The sequence below is a fragment of the Sphingomonas sp. GW822-FHT03G08 genome (genome assembly GCF_058801135.1).
This window is the reverse complement of record NZ_JBXAMZ010000001.1, coordinates 1,629,594-1,648,574: the sequence shown is the minus strand read 5'-3', so window position 1 is coordinate 1,648,574 and position 18,981 is coordinate 1,629,594. Positions and strand designations below refer to the sequence as shown.

General features: G+C 66.2%; 21 protein-coding genes. 18 read left to right on the top strand and 3 right to left on the bottom strand.

Annotated elements, in window-relative coordinates:
- Positions 1-61 precede the first annotated feature (61 nt).
- The 9 genes from AC1RJ5_RS07275 to AC1RJ5_RS07235 all read left to right on the top strand — a co-directional run bounded on the left by AC1RJ5_RS07275 (position 62) and on the right by AC1RJ5_RS07235 (position 8,649).
- Positions 62-778: a CoA transferase subunit A gene (locus AC1RJ5_RS07275; protein ID WP_269574477.1), complete on the top strand. Its 717-nt coding sequence runs from the start codon at positions 62-64 to the stop codon at positions 776-778.
- Positions 775-1,842: a 5'-nucleotidase, lipoprotein e(P4) family gene (locus AC1RJ5_RS07270; RefSeq protein ID WP_493112512.1), complete on the top strand. Its 1,068-nt coding sequence runs from the start codon at positions 775-777 to the stop codon at positions 1,840-1,842. The genes AC1RJ5_RS07275 and AC1RJ5_RS07270 overlap by 4 nt, the downstream gene beginning before the upstream one ends.
- Complete coding sequence (locus tag AC1RJ5_RS07265; protein ID WP_184169491.1) at positions 1,842-2,492, top strand: 3-oxoacid CoA-transferase subunit B; 651 nt, start codon at positions 1,842-1,844, stop codon at positions 2,490-2,492. The genes AC1RJ5_RS07270 and AC1RJ5_RS07265 overlap by 1 nt, the downstream gene beginning before the upstream one ends.
- A 67-nt stretch (positions 2,493-2,559) precedes the next feature.
- Positions 2,560-3,243 carry a ferritin-like domain-containing protein gene (locus AC1RJ5_RS07260; RefSeq protein ID WP_269574479.1) on the top strand — a complete coding sequence of 228 codons (684 nt, stop codon included), beginning with the start codon at positions 2,560-2,562 and terminating at the stop codon, positions 3,241-3,243.
- 66 nt (positions 3,244-3,309) lie between these two features.
- Positions 3,310-4,272 carry an NAD-dependent epimerase/dehydratase family protein gene (locus AC1RJ5_RS07255; RefSeq protein WP_493112509.1) on the top strand — a complete coding sequence of 321 codons (963 nt, stop codon included), beginning with the start codon at positions 3,310-3,312 and terminating at the stop codon, positions 4,270-4,272.
- A 60-nt stretch (positions 4,273-4,332) separates the two neighbouring features.
- Entirely contained in the window at positions 4,333-5,172 is an 840-nt protein-coding gene (locus AC1RJ5_RS07250; protein WP_493112507.1) for a c-type cytochrome, read from the top strand.
- Positions 5,173-5,473: 301 nt separating this feature from the next.
- Positions 5,474-6,916, top strand: coding sequence for a 3-isopropylmalate dehydratase large subunit (leuC, locus tag AC1RJ5_RS07245; protein ID WP_493112505.1), 1,443 nt, complete (start codon positions 5,474-5,476; stop codon positions 6,914-6,916).
- A 145-nt stretch (positions 6,917-7,061) separates the two neighbouring features.
- Positions 7,062-7,691: a 3-isopropylmalate dehydratase small subunit gene (leuD, locus tag AC1RJ5_RS07240; protein WP_269574483.1), complete on the top strand. Its 630-nt coding sequence runs from the start codon at positions 7,062-7,064 to the stop codon at positions 7,689-7,691.
- Complete coding sequence (locus AC1RJ5_RS07235; protein WP_342250401.1) at positions 7,654-8,649, top strand: NADPH:quinone oxidoreductase family protein; 996 nt, start codon at positions 7,654-7,656, stop codon at positions 8,647-8,649. The genes leuD and AC1RJ5_RS07235 overlap by 38 nt, the downstream gene beginning before the upstream one ends.
- A 52-nt stretch (positions 8,650-8,701) precedes the next feature.
- Here the strand turns inward: AC1RJ5_RS07235 and AC1RJ5_RS07230 are convergent, their stop codons facing one another.
- Together AC1RJ5_RS07230 and AC1RJ5_RS07225 are read right to left on the bottom strand one after the other, a co-directional pair.
- Positions 8,702-9,886, bottom strand: coding sequence for a DUF418 domain-containing protein (locus AC1RJ5_RS07230; RefSeq protein ID WP_342250402.1), 1,185 nt, complete (start codon positions 9,884-9,886; stop codon positions 8,702-8,704).
- Complete coding sequence (locus tag AC1RJ5_RS07225) at positions 9,879-10,493, bottom strand: TetR/AcrR family transcriptional regulator (RefSeq protein ID WP_342250403.1); 615 nt, start codon at positions 10,491-10,493, stop codon at positions 9,879-9,881. The genes AC1RJ5_RS07230 and AC1RJ5_RS07225 overlap by 8 nt, the downstream gene beginning before the upstream one ends.
- A gap of 190 nt (positions 10,494-10,683) precedes the next feature.
- Here AC1RJ5_RS07225 and AC1RJ5_RS07220 point away from each other — a divergent pair, with 190 nt between their 5' ends.
- The 8 genes from AC1RJ5_RS07220 (at position 10,684) to nadA (ending at position 16,793) form a co-directional block, all read left to right on the top strand.
- A complete protein-coding gene (locus AC1RJ5_RS07220; RefSeq protein WP_184169473.1) occupies positions 10,684-11,007 on the top strand; it encodes a DUF1476 domain-containing protein in 324 nt (107 codons plus the stop codon).
- Positions 11,007-11,246, top strand: coding sequence for a BolA family protein (locus tag AC1RJ5_RS07215; RefSeq protein WP_184169471.1), 240 nt, complete (start codon positions 11,007-11,009; stop codon positions 11,244-11,246). Before AC1RJ5_RS07220 ends, AC1RJ5_RS07215 begins: the two co-directional genes overlap by 1 nt.
- 6 nt (positions 11,247-11,252) lie before the next feature.
- Positions 11,253-11,576: a Grx4 family monothiol glutaredoxin gene (gene grxD / locus AC1RJ5_RS07210; protein WP_269574487.1), complete on the top strand. Its 324-nt coding sequence runs from the start codon at positions 11,253-11,255 to the stop codon at positions 11,574-11,576.
- Positions 11,577-12,018: 442 nt separating this feature from the next.
- A complete protein-coding gene (locus AC1RJ5_RS07205) occupies positions 12,019-12,387 on the top strand; it encodes a BlaI/MecI/CopY family transcriptional regulator (RefSeq protein WP_184169467.1) in 369 nt (122 codons plus the stop codon).
- Positions 12,384-13,991: a M56 family metallopeptidase gene (locus tag AC1RJ5_RS07200; protein ID WP_493112500.1), complete on the top strand. Its 1,608-nt coding sequence runs from the start codon at positions 12,384-12,386 to the stop codon at positions 13,989-13,991. Before AC1RJ5_RS07205 ends, AC1RJ5_RS07200 begins: the two co-directional genes overlap by 4 nt.
- Before the next feature lie 143 nt (positions 13,992-14,134).
- The gene (locus AC1RJ5_RS07195; RefSeq protein ID WP_342250405.1) at positions 14,135-15,004 is read left to right on the top strand and encodes an MBL fold metallo-hydrolase; all 870 of its coding nucleotides are present in this window, start codon (positions 14,135-14,137) and stop codon (positions 15,002-15,004) included.
- Positions 14,986-15,705, top strand: coding sequence for a DUF4230 domain-containing protein (locus tag AC1RJ5_RS07190; protein ID WP_269574490.1), 720 nt, complete (start codon positions 14,986-14,988; stop codon positions 15,703-15,705). Before AC1RJ5_RS07195 ends, AC1RJ5_RS07190 begins: the two co-directional genes overlap by 19 nt.
- Before the next feature lie 68 nt (positions 15,706-15,773).
- Positions 15,774-16,793: a quinolinate synthase NadA gene (nadA, locus tag AC1RJ5_RS07185; RefSeq protein WP_184170664.1), complete on the top strand. Its 1,020-nt coding sequence runs from the start codon at positions 15,774-15,776 to the stop codon at positions 16,791-16,793.
- 246 nt (positions 16,794-17,039) lie between these two features.
- Here the strand turns inward: nadA and AC1RJ5_RS07180 are convergent, their stop codons facing one another.
- Positions 17,040-18,032, bottom strand: coding sequence for a phytanoyl-CoA dioxygenase family protein (locus AC1RJ5_RS07180; protein WP_493112497.1), 993 nt, complete (start codon positions 18,030-18,032; stop codon positions 17,040-17,042).
- A gap of 95 nt (positions 18,033-18,127) precedes the next feature.
- Here AC1RJ5_RS07180 and nadC point away from each other — a divergent pair, with 95 nt between their 5' ends.
- Entirely contained in the window at positions 18,128-18,973 is an 846-nt protein-coding gene (nadC, locus tag AC1RJ5_RS07175; protein WP_493112495.1) for a carboxylating nicotinate-nucleotide diphosphorylase, read from the top strand.
- Positions 18,974-18,981: the final 8 nt, after the last annotated feature.

The following is an 18,981-nucleotide window of genomic DNA, read 5'->3' as shown; positions in this document are numbered from 1 at the left end:
TTGCTTGACCGGCAGGCTGCGCCCGGATTATCGCCCCGGCGAAGTCAGGAGAGAATCGCCGATGAAGAAGCTCTATCCCAACGCAGAAGCAGCGCTGGAAGGGCTGCTGTTCGATGGCATGACGATCTGCGCGGGCGGGTTCGGCCTGTGCGGCATCCCCGAGCGGCTGATCGACGCGATCCGCGATGCGGGCACCAAGGACCTGACGATCGCTTCCAACAATGCCGGCATCGATGGCGAGGGGCTCGGCAAACTGCTGCGCACCCGCCAGGTGAAGAAGATGATCTCGTCCTATGTCGGCGAGAACAAGGAGTTCGAGCGCCAGTATCTCTCGGGCGAACTCGAAGTGGAATTCTGCCCCCAGGGCACGCTGGCCGAGCGTTGCCGCGCGGGCGGGGCGGGCATCCCCGGCTTCTACACCAAGACCGGCGTCGGCACGCTGGTGGCCGAGGGCAAGGAAGTGAAGGTGTTCGACGGCGAGGAATATATCCTCGAGCGCGGCATCCGCAGCGACCTGTCGATCATCAAGGGCTGGAAGGCCGACGAGAGCGGCAACCTGATCTTCCGCAAGACCGCGCGCAACTTCAACCAGCCGATGGCGACCGCGGGCAGGATCTGCGTCGCCGAGGTGGAGGAAGTGGTGCCGGTGGGCAGCCTGGATCATGACGCGATCCATCTGCCCGGCATCTATGTGAAGCGGCTGATCGTGGGCGCGCCCTACGACAAGAAGATCGAGTTCCGCACCACCCGGCCGCGCCCCGAGGCGCAGCAGGCGTGACCAGCCGCCTGGCGATAGCCGGCCTGGCGCTTGCCGCGACCGGCCTTTCGGGTTGTGTCGCGGCAGTGGCCGCGGTGCCGCTCATGGCCGGTGCGCAGGTGGTCAAGACCACGCAGGACGGCAAGGCGCGCAAGAAGAGCAAGCGCGAGAAGCAGGCCGTGCCGCGTGCCGGGGATGTCTATGTCACCGAGGACGGCAAGAAGGCGCAGGTCACCGGCCTGACGGCGTTGCCGCCGCCCAGCGGCGGGCCCACCGCGGCAGCCGTCGCGCCCGGCAAGGTCCCGCCGGAAATGCAGTTCCTCTATGGCTCGGGCGAGGCGTCGGCGCTCAGCCTCCAGGCCTATGCCGCGCTGTGGCGCTATCTGCATGACGAGTTGCGCTTCCGCCGCGACAAGAGCCAGATCAGCTCGGTGGTGATGACGCGCGATTCCACCCTGACCTCGCCCAAGTTCGATACCTGCGGCAAGCGCCCGCTTGCCGTGGTGTTCGATGTCGATGAGACCGTGCTGCTCAACCTTGGCTTCGAAAGCGATGCGGCAAGGCGTGGGCCCGGCTATGACCAGGGCCGCTGGACGCGCTGGGAAGAGACCGGCGCCGACAAGGTGGAGGCCGTGCCCGGCGCCGCCGAGACGATCGCCGCGATCCGCGGCGACGGCATCACCGTGATCTACAACACCAATCGCTCGGCCAGCACCGCGGCCTTCACGATCGATGCGCTGAACAAGGCCGGGCTGGGCCCGGTGACCCTGGGCGACACGCTGATCCTGCGCGACGACAGTGCGCCGAGCGGCAAGGACGAGCGGCGCTGGAAGATCGCCGAGCGCTACTGCATCGTCGCGATGGGCGGCGACCAGCTCGGTGATTTCAGCGACCTGTTCAACGCCAGGGACCTGTCGACGCCGGCGCGACGCAACACCACCGGCAACACGCTGATCGCCCCGCTCTGGGGGCGCGGCTGGTTCATCCTGCCCAACCCGGTCTACGGCTCCGGCCTCAAGGGCGGGATGGACGAGGTGTTTCCCAAGGACAAGCAATGGGCCGATCCGGCCGAGGAGAAGAAATAATGGCCTGGACCCGTGACGAGATGGCGGCGCGCGCCGCGAAGGAGCTGCAGGACGGCTTCTACGTCAATCTGGGCATCGGCATCCCCACGCTGGTGGCGAACCATATCCCGGAAGGGGTCGAGGTGACGCTCCAGTCGGAGAACGGCATGCTCGGCATCGGCCCGTTTCCCTTTGACGACGAAGTCGATCCCGATCTGATCAACGCCGGCAAGCAGACGATCAGCGAGCTGCCCCAGTCGGTCTATTTCGGCTCGGAGCAGAGCTTCGCGATGATCCGCGGCGGCCATATCGATCTCACCGTGCTCGGCGCGATGGAGATCAGCGAGACCGGTGACATTGCCAACTGGATGATCCCGGGCAAGATGATCAAGGGCATGGGCGGCGCGATGGATCTGGTCGCCGGCGTCAAGAAGATCATCGTCGTGATGGAGCACAACTCCAAGGATGGCGCGCCCAAGTTCGTGCCGAGCTGCGACCTGCCGCTTACCGGCAAGAATGTGGTCGACATGATCATCACCGATCTCGCGGTGTTCCAGCGCCCCGATCACGGCTCGCCCTTCCGCCTGATCGAGCTGGCACCGGGCGTGAGCGAGGAAGACGTCGCGGCGAAGACCACCGCGAAGTACGAAGTGGCGCTGGCGACGGCATAAGTTGCTGCAGCGCCGCATGGACGCGAATTAATTGGCCGGGGGCTGCGCAAGGGCGTAGCCTCCGCCCATGATCGACTGGTTCCGCCGCCGCTACCTCGACCTGCTCGGTTCGATCTACATCTATAACGAGCATCGGGGCTATACGAGCATCGACCGGGTGCTCGAGGCCGTGAAGGCGCGTGCGCCCGATGACCACGCCCTGATCGCCGCGATCGAGAAGCACCGCGCCGACGAGCGCAAGCATTATGTCATGTTCAAGCGCTGGTTCGAGCTGCGGGGCAAGATGCCGCTCCAGGTCGATCGGACCTGCGGCCATATCGACCGCTTCGTCGAGATCATGTTCCGCCGGACGATCGACGAGCTCGATACCAGGCGGATCATCGCCGAGGATGACCAGTTCGAGAAGCTCTGCCGGGTGATCTCGCTCACCGAGCAGCGCGGGCACAAGCAGGTGGAGATCCTGCTCAGGCATCCGCTGGTGACCGGCGACAAGGTGCTGATGAAGATCTTCCGGATCATCGAGAAGGATGAGCCGAGCCACTGGGCCCCCTATGAAGGCTGGCTCAAGGCGAACGGCAAGCGCGAGTCCCGTTGGTGGGAGCGGGGGATCGACACCTTCATTCATTCCGAGCTGCTGTTTCTCAAGCTGCCGGTGCTGTTCCTGAACTTCCGGGTGAAGCGGCGGACGGAATGGCAGGACGCGCGGGAGCCGGCCGAGGCCAAGGCTTCGCCGGTGCCGGTGCTCTCCTGACCTAAAGCCCCTCTCCCGAAGGGGAGGGGCTTTCGACACTGCGATGCCTCGGGCATATCCACCTCGATGCATATCCTGCTGACAGGCTCGTCCGGCTGGCTCGGCCGTTTCCTTGCGCCTTTGCTGCGTGCGAATGGCCACCAGGTGACCGGGCTTGATGTCGCCCCGGGCGTGGATACCGATGTGGCCGGATCGGTCGCTGATCGCGCACTTGTCGATCGCACCTTCGCCGAGCGGGGGATCGAGGCGGTGATCCATGGCGGCGCGCTGCACAAGCCCGACATCGCCCGCTATCCCGCCCAGGCGTTCATCGACGTCAATGTCGCCGGCACGCTCAATCTGCTCGAGGCGGCCGCGAAGGCCGGGCATGACCGGTTCGTGTTCACATCCACCACCTCGCTGATGATCAGCCAGGCGATCCGCGACGAGGCCGGCGACGCGGCGGTGTGGCTCGATGAGGCTTCGGGCCCGCTCGAGCCGCGCAACATCTACGGCGTCACCAAGCTTGCCGCCGAGCAGCTCTGCCGGCTCGCCTGGCTGAACGACGGGCTCAACTGCGTCGTGCTGCGCACCAGCCGTTTCTTCCCGGAAGATGATGATACCCACCATGCGCTGTCCGGCGAGAATATGAAGGCGAATGAACTGCTTAATCGCCGTCTCACGGTAGAGGACGCGGCGCGGGCGCATCTGGTTGCGCTGGAGAAGGCGCCGGAAATCGGCTTCGATACTTGCATCGTTTCTGCGCCGACACCCTTCTCGCGCGCGGATTGCTCGGAACTCAAGCACGATGCCGCTACGGTAATTGCCCGTCATTTCCCCGATGCACCGGAGTTATATCGTGCGAAGGGATGGGAACTTCCCAGCAGCATCGGCCGCATCTATGACGCAGCCCGCGCCGAGCAAAGACTCGGCTTTCGGTGTGAGACCGGGTTCGCAGAAGTTCTGGATACGCTGCGCGGCGGGAGGCCACTGCCTTTCGCGCATGATCCGTCTTACGTCTCCCCTAAGGAAGGTCCGGCCGCGGCATAATCCGCTGGGGCTGGCTGTGTATTAGTGGCTTGATACACTTTTGAGCCTTGGGAATTATACATGCGCTGGATATTTCGTGGACTGGCCGTTCTGGCCGGCCTTGCCGTGCTGTTTGCCATCATCGTCTTTGCGGGTTCCGAATGGGTGCTCCGCCGCAGCCATGCCGTGCCGGAAGTCGCGATCGCCGTGCCGAAGGATGCCGCGTCGGTGGCCGAGGGCGGCCGCCTCGCCAAGATCGTCATGTGCCGCGATTGTCATGCGGCAGAGGGGCAGGGGCAGCAGATTTTCTCCGATCCGATGTTCGGCACGGTGGCACCGCCGCCGATCGCCAAGATGGCGGCGCAGCTCAGCGATGCCGAGCTTGCCCGGCTGATCCGCCACGGCGTGAAGAAGGACGGCAGCTCGACCTTCATCATGCCCAGCCACTCGCTGGGGCATATCTCCGACGACGATCTCGGCAGGATCATCGCCTGGATCCGCACGCTCAAGCCTGGCCCGCAGGACAGCAAGGCGCAGAACCGGTTCGGGCCGATCGGCCGTTTCCTGCTGCTCACCGGTGCGCTGCCGGCGATGGCGACGCCGGCCAATGTCTCGGCGGCGAAGCGCCCCGCCGATGTCGGCCGCTATTATTCGAGCGTCGCCTGCCAGGCCTGCCACAAGCTGCACGAGGACGGCACGATGGAAGACGGCAAGACCAAGGTGCCGGCGCTGGCGCCGATGGTGGCTTCCTACGATCCCGCCGCGTTCGACAAGCTGATGCGCACGGGGCAGGGGATGAGCAAGCGTGACCTGGGGCTGATGGGAGTCGTCGCCCGTGCCGGTTTCTCGGCCTTCACCGACCAGGAGATCGTCGCGCTGCAGGCCTATCTCAAGGCGGAGGCCGCGAAGGGCGGGCGCTAGGGCGCGCCATCAGGGCCCGGGGTTTCTCTACCGTCTCGCTCGTGACCCTGGAGCGTATCAGCATTCAGGATTGAAGGTTGCCATCGCTCTCCCCCTACCGTCACCCCGGCACAAGGCCGGGGTGACGAGATATGCCGAAACGGAGTGATGCAGAACCTGGCCGCAGTGGCGGTCGCGGTCGGCAATTCCTATCTCCGGTCCAATGGCACCGCGCGGTTGCCGGACCGGAGAATAGTTCAACTATGCGATGGAAAGTTGCACGAACGCTTGCCTGTGCGCAAGAATCGACTAAAGCGCCCGCATGACCGTTCAACCTCGCACTCTGTACGAAAAGATCTGGGCCGACCATGTGGTCGAGCGCCGGGATGATGGAACCTGCCTGATCTATATCGACCGCCACCTCGTCCATGAGGTGACCAGCCCCCAGGCCTTTGCCGGCCTGCGCGCGGCGGGGCGGCCGGTGCGCCGTCCGGACCTTACGCTTGCGGTTCCCGACCATAATTTGCCGACCACTGCGCGCGTCGATGCCGCCGGCCGTGAGCTGCCGATCGCCGACGCGGCCAGCGCCGGCCAGCTCTCCGCCCTGCGCGCGAACGTCGCCGAGTTCGGCGTACCCTATATCGACGCGCTCGATGCGCGGCAGGGCATCGTCCATGTCGTCGGTCCCGAGCAGGGCTTCACGCTGCCGGGCACGACGCTGGTTTGTGGTGACAGTCATACGTCGGCGCATGGCGCGTTGGGCGCGCTTGCCTTCGGGATCGGCACCAGCGAGGTCGAGCATGTCCTTGCGACCCAGACGCTGCTGCTGAAGCAGAGCAAGACGCTGGAGATCCGCGTCGATGGCACGCTCGGCTTCGGGGTGAGCCCCAAGGACGTCGTGCTGGCGATCATCGGCAAGATCGGCGCCGCCGGCGGCACCGGCTATGTCATCGAGTTCACCGGCGAGGTTATCCGCGCCATGTCGATCGAGGGGCGGCTGACCGTCTCGAACATGTCGATCGAGGGCGGCGCCCGCTCGGGCCTGATCGCACCGGACCAGACGACCTTCGACTATATCAAGGGCCGGCCGCTGGCACCGACGGGCGAGGCCTGGGACAGAGCCGTCGCCTATTGGAAGACGCTGCCGACCGATGCCGGCGCGCGTTACGACAAGAGCGTGATCCTGCAGGCCAGCGACATCGCGCCCTCGCTCACCTGGGGTACCAGCCCCGAGGACGTGGTGCCGATCACCGGCGCCGTGCCCGATCCGGAGAGCTTCGAGGATCCGGCCAAGCGCGTCGCCGCGCAGAAGTCGCTCGACTATATGGGGCTCACCCCCGGCATGCGGATGGAAGACGTGTCGATCGAGCATGTCTTCATCGGCTCGTGCACCAACAGCCGAATCGAGGATCTGCGCGCCGCCGCCGCGGTGGTGAAGGGCCATCACGTCGCCGATCGCATCCGCCAGGCGCTGATCGTGCCGGGTTCCGGGCTGGTCAAGCGCCAGGCCGAGGCCGAGGGGCTGGACCGCATCTTCCGCGAGGCAGGTTTCGAGTGGCGCGAGCCGGGTTGCTCGATGTGTCTCGCCATGAACCCCGACAAGGTCCCCGCCGGCGAACGTTGTGCTTCCACCTCGAATCGAAATTTCGTAGGAAGACAAGGTCCTGGGGCGCGGACGCACCTGCTTTCACCCGCAATGGCGGCGGCGGCAGCGATACGGGGGCGCCTCACCGATGTCAGGGAGCTGATGTCGGAGGATGCGTAAGGGGATGAAGTATGAAGCGTGCGCTTGTCGCATTGATCGCAGCAACGGTGCTGAGCGGGCTGGCAGCAGCCTATGCAACGACCGGCAGGGTCATGGAAGCGAAGGCGGAGACCGCAGCCGCCCGCTGAACCGGGAGGCAGAATAAGTGGAAGCCGTTCGCAAGGTCGAGGGGCGCGCCTATCCGTGGGGCGCCAAGAATATCGACACCGACATCATCATTCCCGCGCACTGGCTGAAGACCACCACGCGCGAAGGGCTGGGCAAGGGCGCGTTCGAAAGCGTGCGCGCGCAGCCGGGCAATGTGTTCGACGACGAGCGCTATGCCGGCGCCCCTGTGCTCGTCGCCGGCGACAATTTCGGCTGCGGCTCCAGCCGCGAGCATGCGGCCTGGGCGCTCGCCGATCTCGGCATCAAGGCGGTGATCGCGCCGAGCTTCTCGGACATCTTCTCGGGCAATGCCTTCAAGAACGGCATCGTGCCGGTGGTGCTGCCGCAGGAAGCCGTCGACCGGCTGGTCGAAGTGGCGAAGACCGACGAGATTACCGTCGACCTCGAGACGATGACCGTCACCACGCCGTTCCAGGATCGCTTCGCCTTCGAGCTGGACGCGTTCCGCCGCCAGTGCCTGATGGAAGGGCTGGACGAGATCGGCATGACGCTGGCAAAGGATACCGCGATTTCGAAATTCGAATCCGCGGTGGCCGCAGAGCGCCCGTGGATCGCTGTAGGAGGCGGACATGAAGGCATTGCTCTCGAAGGAGCCGGGCGGACCTGACACTCTAATCCTCGAGGAAGTCGCCGATCCGGTCGCCGGCAAGGGGCAGGTGGTGGTCGCGGTGAAGGCCTGCGCGATCAACTATCCCGACTTCCTGATCATCGAGGACAAGTACCAGTTCAAGCCGCCCAGGCCCTTCGCGCCGGGCGGCGAGATCGCCGGCGTGATCGAAAGCGTCGGCGAGGGCGTGACCGATTGGGCGGTTGGCGACCGGGTAATCGCCGTGACGGGCCATGGTGGCCTGGTCGAAAGGATAGCGATCGAATCCTTCCGCCTGTTCAGGCTGCCCGAGGGCCGCAGCTTCGAGGAAGGCGCGGCGCTGCTGCTCACCTATGCGACGACGATCCACGCGCTGCTCGATCGCGGCCATCTGCGCGAGGGGCATAACCTGCTCGTGCTCGGTGCGGCCGGCGGCGTCGGCCTGGCGGCGGTCGAGCTCGGCAAGGCGTTCGGCGCGCGGGTGATCGCGGCGGTTTCCTCCGAGGAGAAGGCGGCGGCGGCCAAGGCGGCGGGCGCCGACGAGACGCTGGTCTACGGCCGTGCGCCGTTCGACAGGGACCAGTCCAAGGTGCTGGCCGAGCAGTTCAAGGCGGCGCTGGGGCCGCAGGGTGCGGACGTGGTCTACGATCCCGTGGGCGGCGATTATGCCGAGCCGGCACTGCGTGCGATCGGCTGGGAAGGGCGCTACCTGGTGGTCGGCTTCCCTGCGGGCATTCCCAAGCTGCCGCTCAACCTGACCCTGCTCAAGAGCTGCGACGTGTGCGGCGTTTTCTGGGGCGCCTTCGCGGCGCGCGATCCCAAGGCGAACCAGGCCCATGTCGAGCATCTCTTCCGCCTCTGGGCCGAGGGCAAGATCGCGCCGAAGGTCACCGAGACGTTCCCGCTCGCCGATGGCGGCAAGGCGATTGCCAAGATGGCCGCGCGCCAGGTGATCGGGAAGGTCGTGGTGCGGGTCTGAGCTTTCCCTTCCCCTGCTTCACGTCAGGGCGATGTGGTGGGTTCGGGCCTTCTCACCCGCCGGCATGCCGGTCGGCACGCCATTGCGGCCATTGACCGATGGTCATTGCGCGTAACAGCCACTCGGCGGGGCCATAACGGAAGCGCCGAAGCCACCATTGGCTCGCGAGCAGCTGGGCGCCGAAGATCAGGATGACCGTGCCGAGCGTCTGCGCGGTGGACAGTCGCCCGATCAGGCCCAGGCCATAGCCGTAGAAGATGAAGGCGCAGACCAGCGATTGCAGGAGGTAGTTGGAGAGCGCCATGCGGCCGGCGCTTGCCAGATAGTCGCGCCAGGGCTCGGTCCGGCCGGAATCGAATATCGTGAGCATCGCGGCCATCAGCGCCATCGTCAGGAATGGCGATGTGACGATGGAGAGGGCCAGTGCGGCCGTTTCAAGCGGAGAGCCGGGCGCGAGCTGCGTCGCCGCCGCATAGGCAAGGCCTCCCGGCAAACCGACCAGCAACCCCCAACGGGATGCCCGGCCGAGATATGGCCCATAGGTTTCGCGCGCCTCGAAGAATCGGCGGCGGCCGGCGACGAAACCGAGCAGGAACATCGCCAGTGCACAGGGTGCCTGGAGCAGGAGCAGCATCGGCAGGAAGGACTGCAGCTCTTCCAGGCGCTGGCCCACGATCGACGGCATCAACCCCCGAAAGGCAGCGGCGACTGCTTCGGCGTGCTGCTGGAGTGCCAAGGAATCCTGCCGCATCGGCTCGCTCGCCTGGAGGAGGGCCAGCAGCAACCAGAAGGCCGCTGTCGCCAGGATGATGGCGGCGGCGAGCCATAGCCTGGTTGCATCGCGCCAACGTCGTGCCATCAGGAGCAGGAGGCCCAGCACTGCATAGGTGGCGAGGATGTCGCCATGAAACAGCAGGACGGCGTGGCAGGCCCCGATCAGAAACAGCCCGGCCTGACGGCGCAGCATGCGCGGCAGGAACGCGGCCTCCGCCCTTTCCGCCGACTGCATTTGAAGGGTGACGCTGTAGCCGAACAGGAAGGAAAACAGCAGGTAGAATTTCAGCTCGAAGACCGTGGAGATCGCGAAGGCGAGGGCGCCGTCCAGCGGGGTCCTTCCGCCCGGCGGCATGAGCCCGGTCCCGTACCATGGCGAGGAGAAGACCATGGCGTTGACCACCAGAATGCCGAACAGGGCGCTTCCCCGGACCGCATCGATATTGGTGATGCGATCATGCATCGCGATCGGTCGCGTCGATGCCGAAAATGGCTCGGATCACGGTTGTCAGCGCGGCGCGCTCCGCCATGGGATCGAAGTTCCCATCGACGGCGACGCGGCTGAAGATCCCGTCGACCAGCACCATGAGGAAGCGGACGGCATGATCGGTCGGGATCAACGGATGCGCCTGGCCCCGGGCGGTTGCGTCCCGGAGGAGTGCCGCAAGCCCTTCCTCCAGCAGCCGATCACCGGCCATGCTCGCTGCGGCGACATCCGCGTCGCGCGCGCCCTCCGCTGCAATCTCCAGGATGAGCCGTCGCTCGCCCGGGTCGCTGGCGAGGTGCAGGATCCCGTCGAGGAAAGCGGCCAATGCCGCGGGGAATTGCGGTTGCCGGCGCAGGGATTCCATCCAGCTTGCGGTTTGCCGGCTCTGATCCTCCACGACGGCGAGGATGATCGCCTTCTTGTTCGGGAAATAGTGGAACAGCTTGCCCGAGCTCGTGCCGGCCTCGATGCGGATGGCCTCGGTGCTGGTTCTATGGAAGCCATCGCGCATGAAGCAGGCCCGCGCCGCGGCGAGGACGGCCTGTCGCTGGAAGGCATGTTTGACGGGATCGACGGTGCGCATGCGAATCCAATAAAAGAGCGAGTACTCTGTTTATTATTATTCCCGGGCTGACCGTCAAGCGTTGCGGCGCCTGCCGGGGTGGGCGCATGGACGAGGGAGTGGCCCCGGCCCGCCGAGTTCGGCGCCCACTCGCTTGCCTAGCGCCCATCGCCCCCCTATCTCCGCACCAAACGCCATATAGGGGACTGCAATGACCACGTTCGACGATCGCGAAAAGGCATTCGAGGCGAAGTTCGCCCGCGACGAGGACATGGCCTTCCGCGTCACGGCCCGCCGCAACAAGCTGGTCGGCCAGTGGGCTGCGGCCCAGATGAAGCTCACCCCGGAAGAGACCGACGCCTATGCCAAGGCCGTCGTCCAAGCCGATTTCGAGGAAGCCGGTGACGAGGACGTGATCCGCAAGGTGCTGGGCGACCTGCTCGCCGCCGGGGTCGAGGCCGATGACGCCGCGGTGCGCCGCGCGCTCGACGAGCAGACCGTCGAGGCACGTCGCCAGCTGATGGGCGAGATCTGATGCCGATGGCGGCCAGCGAGATCGAGGATCTCATCAAGGCCGGCATCCCCGATGCCCGGGTCGAGATCACCGATCTCGCCGGGGACGGCGACCATTATGCGGCGCGGGTTGTCGCGCCGATGTTCAAGGGCATGCCGCGGGTGCGCCAGCACCAGGCGGTCTATGCCGCGCTCGGCGGGCGGATGGGTGGCGTGCTCCACGCGCTCCAGCTCACCACCGAAGCGCCTGTCGAGGAGTAAGACCAAGTGACCGACGATACCCAGGCCCGCATCCAGCAGCTGGTCGACAGCAACAAGGTGCTGCTGTTCATGAAGGGCAGTCCGCTCTTCCCGCAGTGCGGCTTCTCCAGCCGCGCGGTGGCGATCCTCAACCATCTCGGCGCCGAGTTCGAGAGCGTCGACGTGCTCCAGGACCAGGGTGTCCGCCAGGGGATCAAGGAATTCTCCGACTGGCCGACCATCCCGCAGCTCTATGTGAACGGCGAGTTCGTCGGCGGTTCGGACATCATGATGGAAATGTACGAGAGCGGCGAACTCGCCCAGCTTCTCGCCGACAACGCCGCCGCCTGATCTCGCGGCACGCGTCTGGAATATCGGGCCGTCACTCCTTCGCGGGTGGCGGCCTTTTCGTGACGTCATGGCTGCACGCCGCCATGATGCGACGTCGTGACGCCACTTGCTCGATTCGTTCTGGGGAACCCGGGTCGGGTGGGTCGACGCGAGACCGGGGAAAGTAGCGGTCGACCCACCCTGAAATGAAGCGTTGAACGCTTGGGGTGCCCTATACTTTGCAGTCCGCGTGCCAGTTTTCACGAACCCCGGATTTGCGCGGGTTTCACTGGTTAGCGAGGGTTAACCTGTTGTTGGACTTGTAAGCGATTCCGACAGTTTCGGCAGGTTGCGCCGACCATCCAGCAGCAAAGCCGTCAGTTTCCGTTCAGCCAGCGTTCACCCGCTTGACTACAAGCGTAATCGTGACGATTACAGGCGTAGTCAGCAAAAGAGGGACGTGATGACGGAACGGATCAGCGATGCAGAGCATGCCGTGATGGAAGTGCTCTGGGAGGAGTCGCCGCTCACTGCCCAGGAAGTTGCCGAGCGCGTGCCCACCGAGCGCGGCTGGAGCGCCAATACGGTCAAGACCCTGCTCGGCCGCCTGCTCGCCAAGAACATCATCGGGCACCAGGAAGAGGGCCGTCGCTACCTCTATCGTCCGCTGGTCGTCCGTGGCGACTATGTCGCGGGAGAATCGCGCAAGCTGATGGACCGGCTGTTCGGCGGCAAGCTGACTCCGCTGGTCGCCCATCTCGCCGAGCGCGATGAGCTTACCGACCAGGACATCGCCGAGATCGAGGCACTGCTGAAGGATCTCAAGCAATGACCGGCTGGATCGTCGAGACCTTCATCGCGAGCACGCTGCTGATGCTGCTGGTGCTCGTCATCCGGGCACCGGTCCGCCGCGCCTTCGGCCCGCAAATGGCCTATGCGCTGTGGGCCATGCCGGTACTCCGGCTGCTGATGCCGCCGCTGCCCGGCGACTGGACCCTCACCAGCCTGATCGCTCCCTTCGTCCGCGAGGCGGACGTACCGGGGATCGTCACGGGGATCATCAAGCCCGAGGCACTGCCCGCCACGATCGACAGGAGCGCGGTGACGATCGTGGAGATCGGCAGCGGCAGCCATCCCGCCACGGCGGCGCTGGTCGCGCCCACCTATAGTGCGAGCGGGCCCAGCCTGCTGATCCTTGCCATCGGCCTGTGGGCGCTCGGCGCGCTGGCGTTCCTCGCCTATCACCTGATCGCGCACCGTCGGCACTGCGCCAAGCTGCTCCGGGCGGCGCGCATCGACCGCACCATCGCCCAGGGCAAGGTGCGGGTGATCGAGACCGACGCGGTTCACGGGCCACTCGCCTTCGGGGTGATGCGCAAATATGTCGCCTTCCCGTGCGACTTCAACGAGCGTTACGATGAGCAGGAGCGCGATCTCGCGCTCGCCCATGAGCTGGGCCACCATGTCCGCGGCGATCTGATCGCCAACTGGGTCGCGCTCATCGTCCTCGCGCTCCACTGGTTCAATCCGGTCGCCTGGCGGGCATTCCGTGCCTTCCGCGCCGACCAGGAAATGGCCTGCGACGCCCTGGTGCTCGCCGGCCGCGCCCAGGCACTGCGCCATGCTTATGGCCGTGCGATCGTCAAGTCCGCGCATGGGGGTGCGGTCTCGGCGGCATGTCACTTGCACACAATCAACGAAGTCAAAGGGAGGCTCCGCATGCTTTCGAAGACCCACAAGAATTCCCCCGCCCGCCTGGCCGCCGGCCTGGTCGGCACCACGGCGCTGGGCCTCGCCGCGCTCGGCCTCACCGCTTCCGGTACCCAGGCTGCCGAGACCATCAAGGTGAAGGTGGAGAAGGTAACCGGCATCAAGCTCGACCAGGACGTGCCCGCGCCGCCGGCACCGCCCGCGCCGGTCTCGCCCCAGGCCGTTCCTGCCGTACCCGAGGCCCCGGAAGCGCCGGAAGGCCCGGTCAAGGTCCGCACCTACAGCTATACGGTCACCGGGGACGGCAAGGACAAGAAGGACGGCAAGCGCGTCACCAAGATCGTGATGGTCCACGCTGACGGCAGCAAGACCGAGAAGGACATGCCGGACATCGACGAGCTTCGCTCCCGCGTTCCGGAAGTCCGCAACAGCAAGTGCACCGACACCACGGACGGCAAGCCGGTCGTCGAGAATTTCGAGCGGAACGGCAAGAAGATCATGATCATCTGCTCGAACCGGATCGAAAAGATCACTGTCCAGGCCGAGAAGGCCGCGTTCGAGGCGAAGCGGGTCGGCATGCGTTCGGCTACGATCGGCTTGCAGGTTGCCCGCCGCTCGATCGAGAGCCAGCCCGACCTCAGCCCCGAGCAGCGTGCCAAGGCACTGAAGGGCATCGATGAGGCGATCGCCGAGCTCGAAAAGGGCGGCGCCAACGCCGACAAGTAACCCGCGAGGGGAAGGGCGTTCGGATTGTTGCCCCTTTCACGAACGCCCTTCGACGGGGCCGGCTGCCACTCCTTCGCAGCCGGCCCCGTTTCGTTTTCGAGGCCAGTCTTGCGCTGCGCCGCCGCAAAGGCCATCTCGGGCGCATGGACATCCCCACGGACGCTCCGACCGGCCGGGCCATGGCGCTCGATCCGCTGGTCAACCGGGTGCTGGCGCCCAACCCGTCGCCCTTCACCTATACCGGCACGCAGACCTATCTGGTCGGCACGACCGCGCTTGCCGTGATCGATCCGGGCCCCGACGATCCCGAGCATATCGCCGCACTGATCGGCGCGATCGCCGGGCGCAAGGTGGTGGCGATCCTCTGCACGCACACGCACCGCGACCACAGCCCCGCCGCCGCGCCGCTCAAGGCGTTGACCGGGGCGCCGATCATCGGTTGTGCCCCGCTGTCGCTCGCCGATGCCGGCCCGCGCGCCGATGCCGCCTTCGACACCGGCTATGCACCCGATCGGGTGCTGGCGGACGGCGAGTCCGTCACCGGCCCCGACTGGACGCTCACCGCCGTCGCCACGCCCGGCCATACTTCCAACCACCTCTGCTTCGCGCTGACGGAGAGCGGCGCGCTGTTCAGCGGTGATCATGTCATGGGCTGGTCGACCACCGTGGTCGCGCCGCCCGATGGCGACATGGCGTCCTATATGCGCAGCCTCGAGGTGCTGATGGCGCGCGCGCAGGACCGCATCTACTTCCCCGCGCATGGCGAGCCGATCGAGCGGCCGCACCGGTTCGTGCGCGGGCTGATCGGCCACCGCAAGCAGCGCGAGGGCCAGATCCTGCGCCTGCTCAAGGCGGATGTCGGCGCGGTTCCCGCCATGGTCGAGCGCATGTATGTAGGCCTCGACCCGCGTCTCAACGGCGCGGCGGGCCGGTCTGTGCTCGCGCATCTGATCGACCTGCGCGATCGGGGGCTGGTGATCGAGGAGGGCGATAGTTGGAAGATGGCAGCGTGAAGCAGGGGAGCGGCTGCCTGAAGCTGCTGGGCGTGACGCTGGCGATCTTGCTGGCAATCGCCCTGATGCTTGGCGCCGGATTCTGGTTCATCGGCGACACGATCAAGCGCCAGTTCCAGGGCCCCACGCCCGAGACGGTTGCCCAGGCCAGCCTGCAGGGGCTGCGCGAGCAGAACCGCCTGTCCGCTTTCGCCGCCAAGTTCGTCGCGGTGGTGACCTCGAAGCAGAGCCAGCTGGGTCTTACCGCGCAGAAGACCATGATCATGCCGGGCAGCGTCCGCTACGAAGTCGATCTGTCGAAGCTCGGCCAGGACGACGTCACCTGGGATGCGGCGAACAAGCGGCTCACCATCAAGCTGCCTGCGGTCGAGGCGACCGATCCCGCGGTCGATCTCAACGCCATCCGCCAGTATGACAATGGCGGCATTCTGCTTTCGGTCACCAATGTCGGGGGCAAGCTCGACGAGGCGAACCGCAAGGCCGGGCAGCAGGAACTGCTCAACCAGGCGCGCTCGGGCCCGTACATGCGCATGGCCCGCGACGCGACGCGCCGCGCGATCGAGCGCAGCTTCACCATGCCGCTCAAGGCCGCCGGGATCGACGGCAGCGTCGAGGTGCTGTTCCCCGACGAGCTGAACCGCCCGAGCGAGCAATGGGACGTCTCGCGCCGGCCCGAGGATGTCATCAACAACAAGTGGTGAGCCCGAACGGCCTTGAACCCGGGCTCGCGCCGGGCCATGTGCGGCGCGGGCAAGGGAGTATGGTTGGCATGGACGCGCGCAACGGCATTGGCGGCAGCTTGAGCGGGCTCGATCTCCGCGCCGAGATCGATCGGCTGCGCAAGGAGCGCAACGCCGTCATTCTCGCCCATTATTACCAGAAGCCCGAGCTGCAGGACCTGGCGGACTTCGTCGGCGACAGCCTCGACCTCAGCCGCAAGGCGGCGGAGACCGATGCGGATGTGATCGCCTTCTGCGGTGTGCGCTTCATGGCCGAGACGGCGAAGATCCTGAGCCCCGAGAAGATCGTGGTGCTGCCCGACATGAACGCCGGCTGCTCCCTCGAGGACAGCTGCCCGCCCGAGCAGTTCGCCGCCTTCCGTGCCGCGCACCCGGATCATATCGCGCTGACCTATATCAACTGCTCGACCGAGGTGAAGGCGCTCAGCGACATCATCGTCACCTCGAGCTCGGCCGAGAAGATCCTTGCCCAGATTCCCGAGAGCCAGAAGATCATCTTCGGGCCGGACCGCAACCTGGGCGGCTATCTCAAGCGCAAGATCGGCCGCGACATGCTGCTCTGGCCGGGCGTATGCATTGTGCACGAGGCGTTCAGCGAAACCGAGCTGCTGAAGCTCAAGGCGCAGTATCCCGGCGCTCCGGTTGCCGCGCACCCCGAATGCCCGCCGCATGTCCTCGATCACGCCGATTATGTCGGCTCGACCCGCGGCATCCTGGAATTCTCGCAGGCAATGGACGGCGATATCCTGATCGTCGCCACCGAGCCGCACATCATCCACCAGATGCAGAAGGCGATGCCGGAGAAGACCTTCATCGGCGCGCCGGGTGCCGACGGCAACTGCAACTGCAATATCTGCCCGTACATGGCGCTCAACAACATGGAGAAGCTCTACCTCGCGCTGCGCGATCTCACTCCGCGCATCGAGATCGAGGAGGGGCTGCGCCTCCAGGCCAAGAAGAGCCTCGACCGGATGCTGGAGATGGCGTCGAGCACGGTCGGGCAGGGCGATCTCGGCGCGATCGGCGGCGACCCCACCAAGGGCGACTAAGGCGCGATCGACGCGCTCCAACACGCGTCCGGCTGCGACTCGCGAAAGTACACAAAGTACACGCCTGGAACGGGTTTCGCCGGTGCTTGTCTTCCCTGTTTTCCCGGGGAAGTCGTGCGTCCCGCAACATGATTGCGTGCGCGTGATCCTATTTTTCCAGCGGCTTCAAAGAGCGGCCGGCCATGGAGCCGGCGGCGCGAGCCCAGCAGACGAAATCCTACATTGCAAGCTGGCCGCCGCGGTGGCTCAGCGCCATTCCGGCTGGATGCCCATCGTCGCCGAATAGAAGTTCACATATTGCGCCAGCCTTGGCCGGTCGGTCGTGTTCGGGCTGGCGCCGTGCGGCAGGTCGTGCCGCCAGATGATCAGGTCGCCTGCGCGACCCGGGATGCGCACCGCGCGATCGCTCAGGTCCACCTTGCGTGGATCGGCATCCCCCAATCCGTCGAGCCATTCGAGCAACTCGTGATGGAAGCCGGGCACCAGCTCGAACGCGCCCTGGTCCTCGCTGGTGTCCGATAGATACAGCACCCCCTGGGTGGCGAAGGCGATCGGCGGCACCAGGCTTACATCCCAGTGCAGCCTTGGCGCGGCGAAGCTATGCCTGGGGTGCAGCGGCGCGTTGAAGCTCATCCGGTCGACGCGGCGCCACAGGTCGCTGGTGCCCCAGAGCTGGGCAAAGGCCTTGTGCACCCGGGCCGACCGCCGCACCGCTTCGAGCGCCGGATGCTGGAACAGCTGGACCATCATCCCCTGGCCGCGCGCCGAATACCAGGTTGCAGGATCGGACGGGTCGGCGCCGACGGTTTCCCAGAGCAGGGTCGCGGCCGCTTCCGCTCCCTCGGGCGTGACTGCGTCGTGCATCACCACATAGCCGTGCTCTTCCCAATGGGCGAGGTCGGTGGAGTCCAGCGTGTCGGGCATCGCATCGATCGCCGCTAGCCGTGCGGCAACGGCCGGCGGGGGCGGGGCGCCATCCAGCGCGGCGTGGAACCGGGCGATTTCCAGCGGCTCGGGCGAACCGGCGGTGGCGAGGATCCAGCGGCGGAAACCGTCAAAGTCCGGTCTCTCTACGGCAAGATATTGTATGGCCTGCTCTGTCCCCAGCCCCAGCAGATCGAGCAGCAGCTTGTCCGCCAGCCAGTCTTCGGGCGGCGCGGCGAGATGGCAGGCCTTGCGCTCCCAATATGTGTGCAGACCACGGATATCCGGGAACAGGGCGGGTTCGACATCGGCCATGGGCTATCGATGACCCGGCGGGCTGGCTTCGGTCAATGGCATCCGTTCGGCAGGTCGCCATTGCCGCCACGGGGCATGGCTCCTAAGGGCAGCGCATGGCCTTTACGCTCGACCGCTTCGATCTCGACGCCTTCGTCGCCGCCACCCTTGCCGAGGATCTGGGCGACAAGGGAGACATCACTTCCGCCGCCGTGATTCCGGCGGATGCCGTGTTCACCGGGGTGATGGACAGCCGCGACGCGATCACCGTCGCGGGGCTGCCGATCGCCGAGGCGTTCTTCCGCGCGCTCGATCCCGAGGTGGAGATCGAGCGGCTGGTCGAGGACGGGCAGCAGGTGCCTGCCGGTACCGATCTCATGCGGCTGCGCGGCAAGGCCCGCGCGCTGCTCACCGCCGAGCGATCGGCGCTCAACACGGTGCAGCACCTGTCCGGCATCGCGACGATGGCGCGCGCCTATGTCGCTGCGATCGCCGGCACCGGCACGACCTTGCTCGACACCCGCAAGACGCTGCCGGGTCTCCGCGTGCTCGAGAAATATGCCACGCGCATGGGCGGGGCGACCAATCACCGCATGGGCCTGTGGGACGCGGCGATGATCAAGGACAATCATGTCGCCGTCGCCGGTTCGGTGGGCGAGGCGGCGCGCCGCGCGGTGGCCGCGGGCATCGAGCACATCATCGTCGAGGTCGATCGGATCGACCAGATCGAGCCGGCGCTGGAAGCCGGCGCCACTCACCTGCTGCTCGACAATATGGGGCCGGAGACACTGCGCGAGGCGGTGGCGCTGGTCTCCGGGCGGGTGCCGACCGAGGCTTCGGGCGGGGTGCGGCTCGATACGATCCGTTCGCTTGCCGAAAGCGGCGTCACCTATGTCAGCGTCGGTCGCCTGACCCAGTCGGCTCCCGCCGCCGATATCGGCCTGGATTTCACCCAAGGATGAGGAAGATG

What these genes read in the sequence shown, in the direction of transcription:
- AC1RJ5_RS07260 (WP_269574479.1), top strand. Translation starts at nt 2,560, where the DNA reads ATGATCGACTGGTTCCGCCGCCGCTACCTCGACCTGCTCGGTTCGATC.
- nadA (WP_184170664.1), top strand. Translation starts at nt 15,774, where the DNA reads ATGGACGCGCGCAACGGCATTGGCGGCAGCTTGAGCGGGCTCGATCTC.
- AC1RJ5_RS07230 (WP_342250402.1), bottom strand. Translation starts at nt 9,886, where the DNA reads ATGCATGATCGCATCACCAATATCGATGCGGTCCGGGGAAGCGCCCTG.
- AC1RJ5_RS07255 (WP_493112509.1), top strand. Translation starts at nt 3,310, where the DNA reads ATGCATATCCTGCTGACAGGCTCGTCCGGCTGGCTCGGCCGTTTCCTT.
- AC1RJ5_RS07215 (WP_184169471.1), top strand. Translation starts at nt 11,007, where the DNA reads ATGCCGATGGCGGCCAGCGAGATCGAGGATCTCATCAAGGCCGGCATC.
- AC1RJ5_RS07225 (WP_342250403.1), bottom strand. Translation starts at nt 10,493, where the DNA reads ATGCGCACCGTCGATCCCGTCAAACATGCCTTCCAGCGACAGGCCGTC.
- AC1RJ5_RS07195 (WP_342250405.1), top strand. Translation starts at nt 14,135, where the DNA reads ATGGACATCCCCACGGACGCTCCGACCGGCCGGGCCATGGCGCTCGAT.
- AC1RJ5_RS07180 (WP_493112497.1), bottom strand. Translation starts at nt 18,032, where the DNA reads ATGGCCGATGTCGAACCCGCCCTGTTCCCGGATATCCGTGGTCTGCAC.
- AC1RJ5_RS07250 (WP_493112507.1), top strand. Translation starts at nt 4,333, where the DNA reads ATGCGCTGGATATTTCGTGGACTGGCCGTTCTGGCCGGCCTTGCCGTG.
- leuC (WP_493112505.1), top strand. Translation starts at nt 5,474, where the DNA reads ATGACCGTTCAACCTCGCACTCTGTACGAAAAGATCTGGGCCGACCAT.
- AC1RJ5_RS07265 (WP_184169491.1), top strand. Translation starts at nt 1,842, where the DNA reads ATGGCCTGGACCCGTGACGAGATGGCGGCGCGCGCCGCGAAGGAGCTG.
- AC1RJ5_RS07275 (WP_269574477.1), top strand. Translation starts at nt 62, where the DNA reads ATGAAGAAGCTCTATCCCAACGCAGAAGCAGCGCTGGAAGGGCTGCTG.
- nadC (WP_493112495.1), top strand. Translation starts at nt 18,128, where the DNA reads ATGGCCTTTACGCTCGACCGCTTCGATCTCGACGCCTTCGTCGCCGCC.
- AC1RJ5_RS07205 (WP_184169467.1), top strand. Translation starts at nt 12,019, where the DNA reads ATGACGGAACGGATCAGCGATGCAGAGCATGCCGTGATGGAAGTGCTC.
- AC1RJ5_RS07220 (WP_184169473.1), top strand. Translation starts at nt 10,684, where the DNA reads ATGACCACGTTCGACGATCGCGAAAAGGCATTCGAGGCGAAGTTCGCC.
- AC1RJ5_RS07200 (WP_493112500.1), top strand. Translation starts at nt 12,384, where the DNA reads ATGACCGGCTGGATCGTCGAGACCTTCATCGCGAGCACGCTGCTGATG.
- AC1RJ5_RS07235 (WP_342250401.1), top strand. Translation starts at nt 7,654, where the DNA reads ATGAAGGCATTGCTCTCGAAGGAGCCGGGCGGACCTGACACTCTAATC.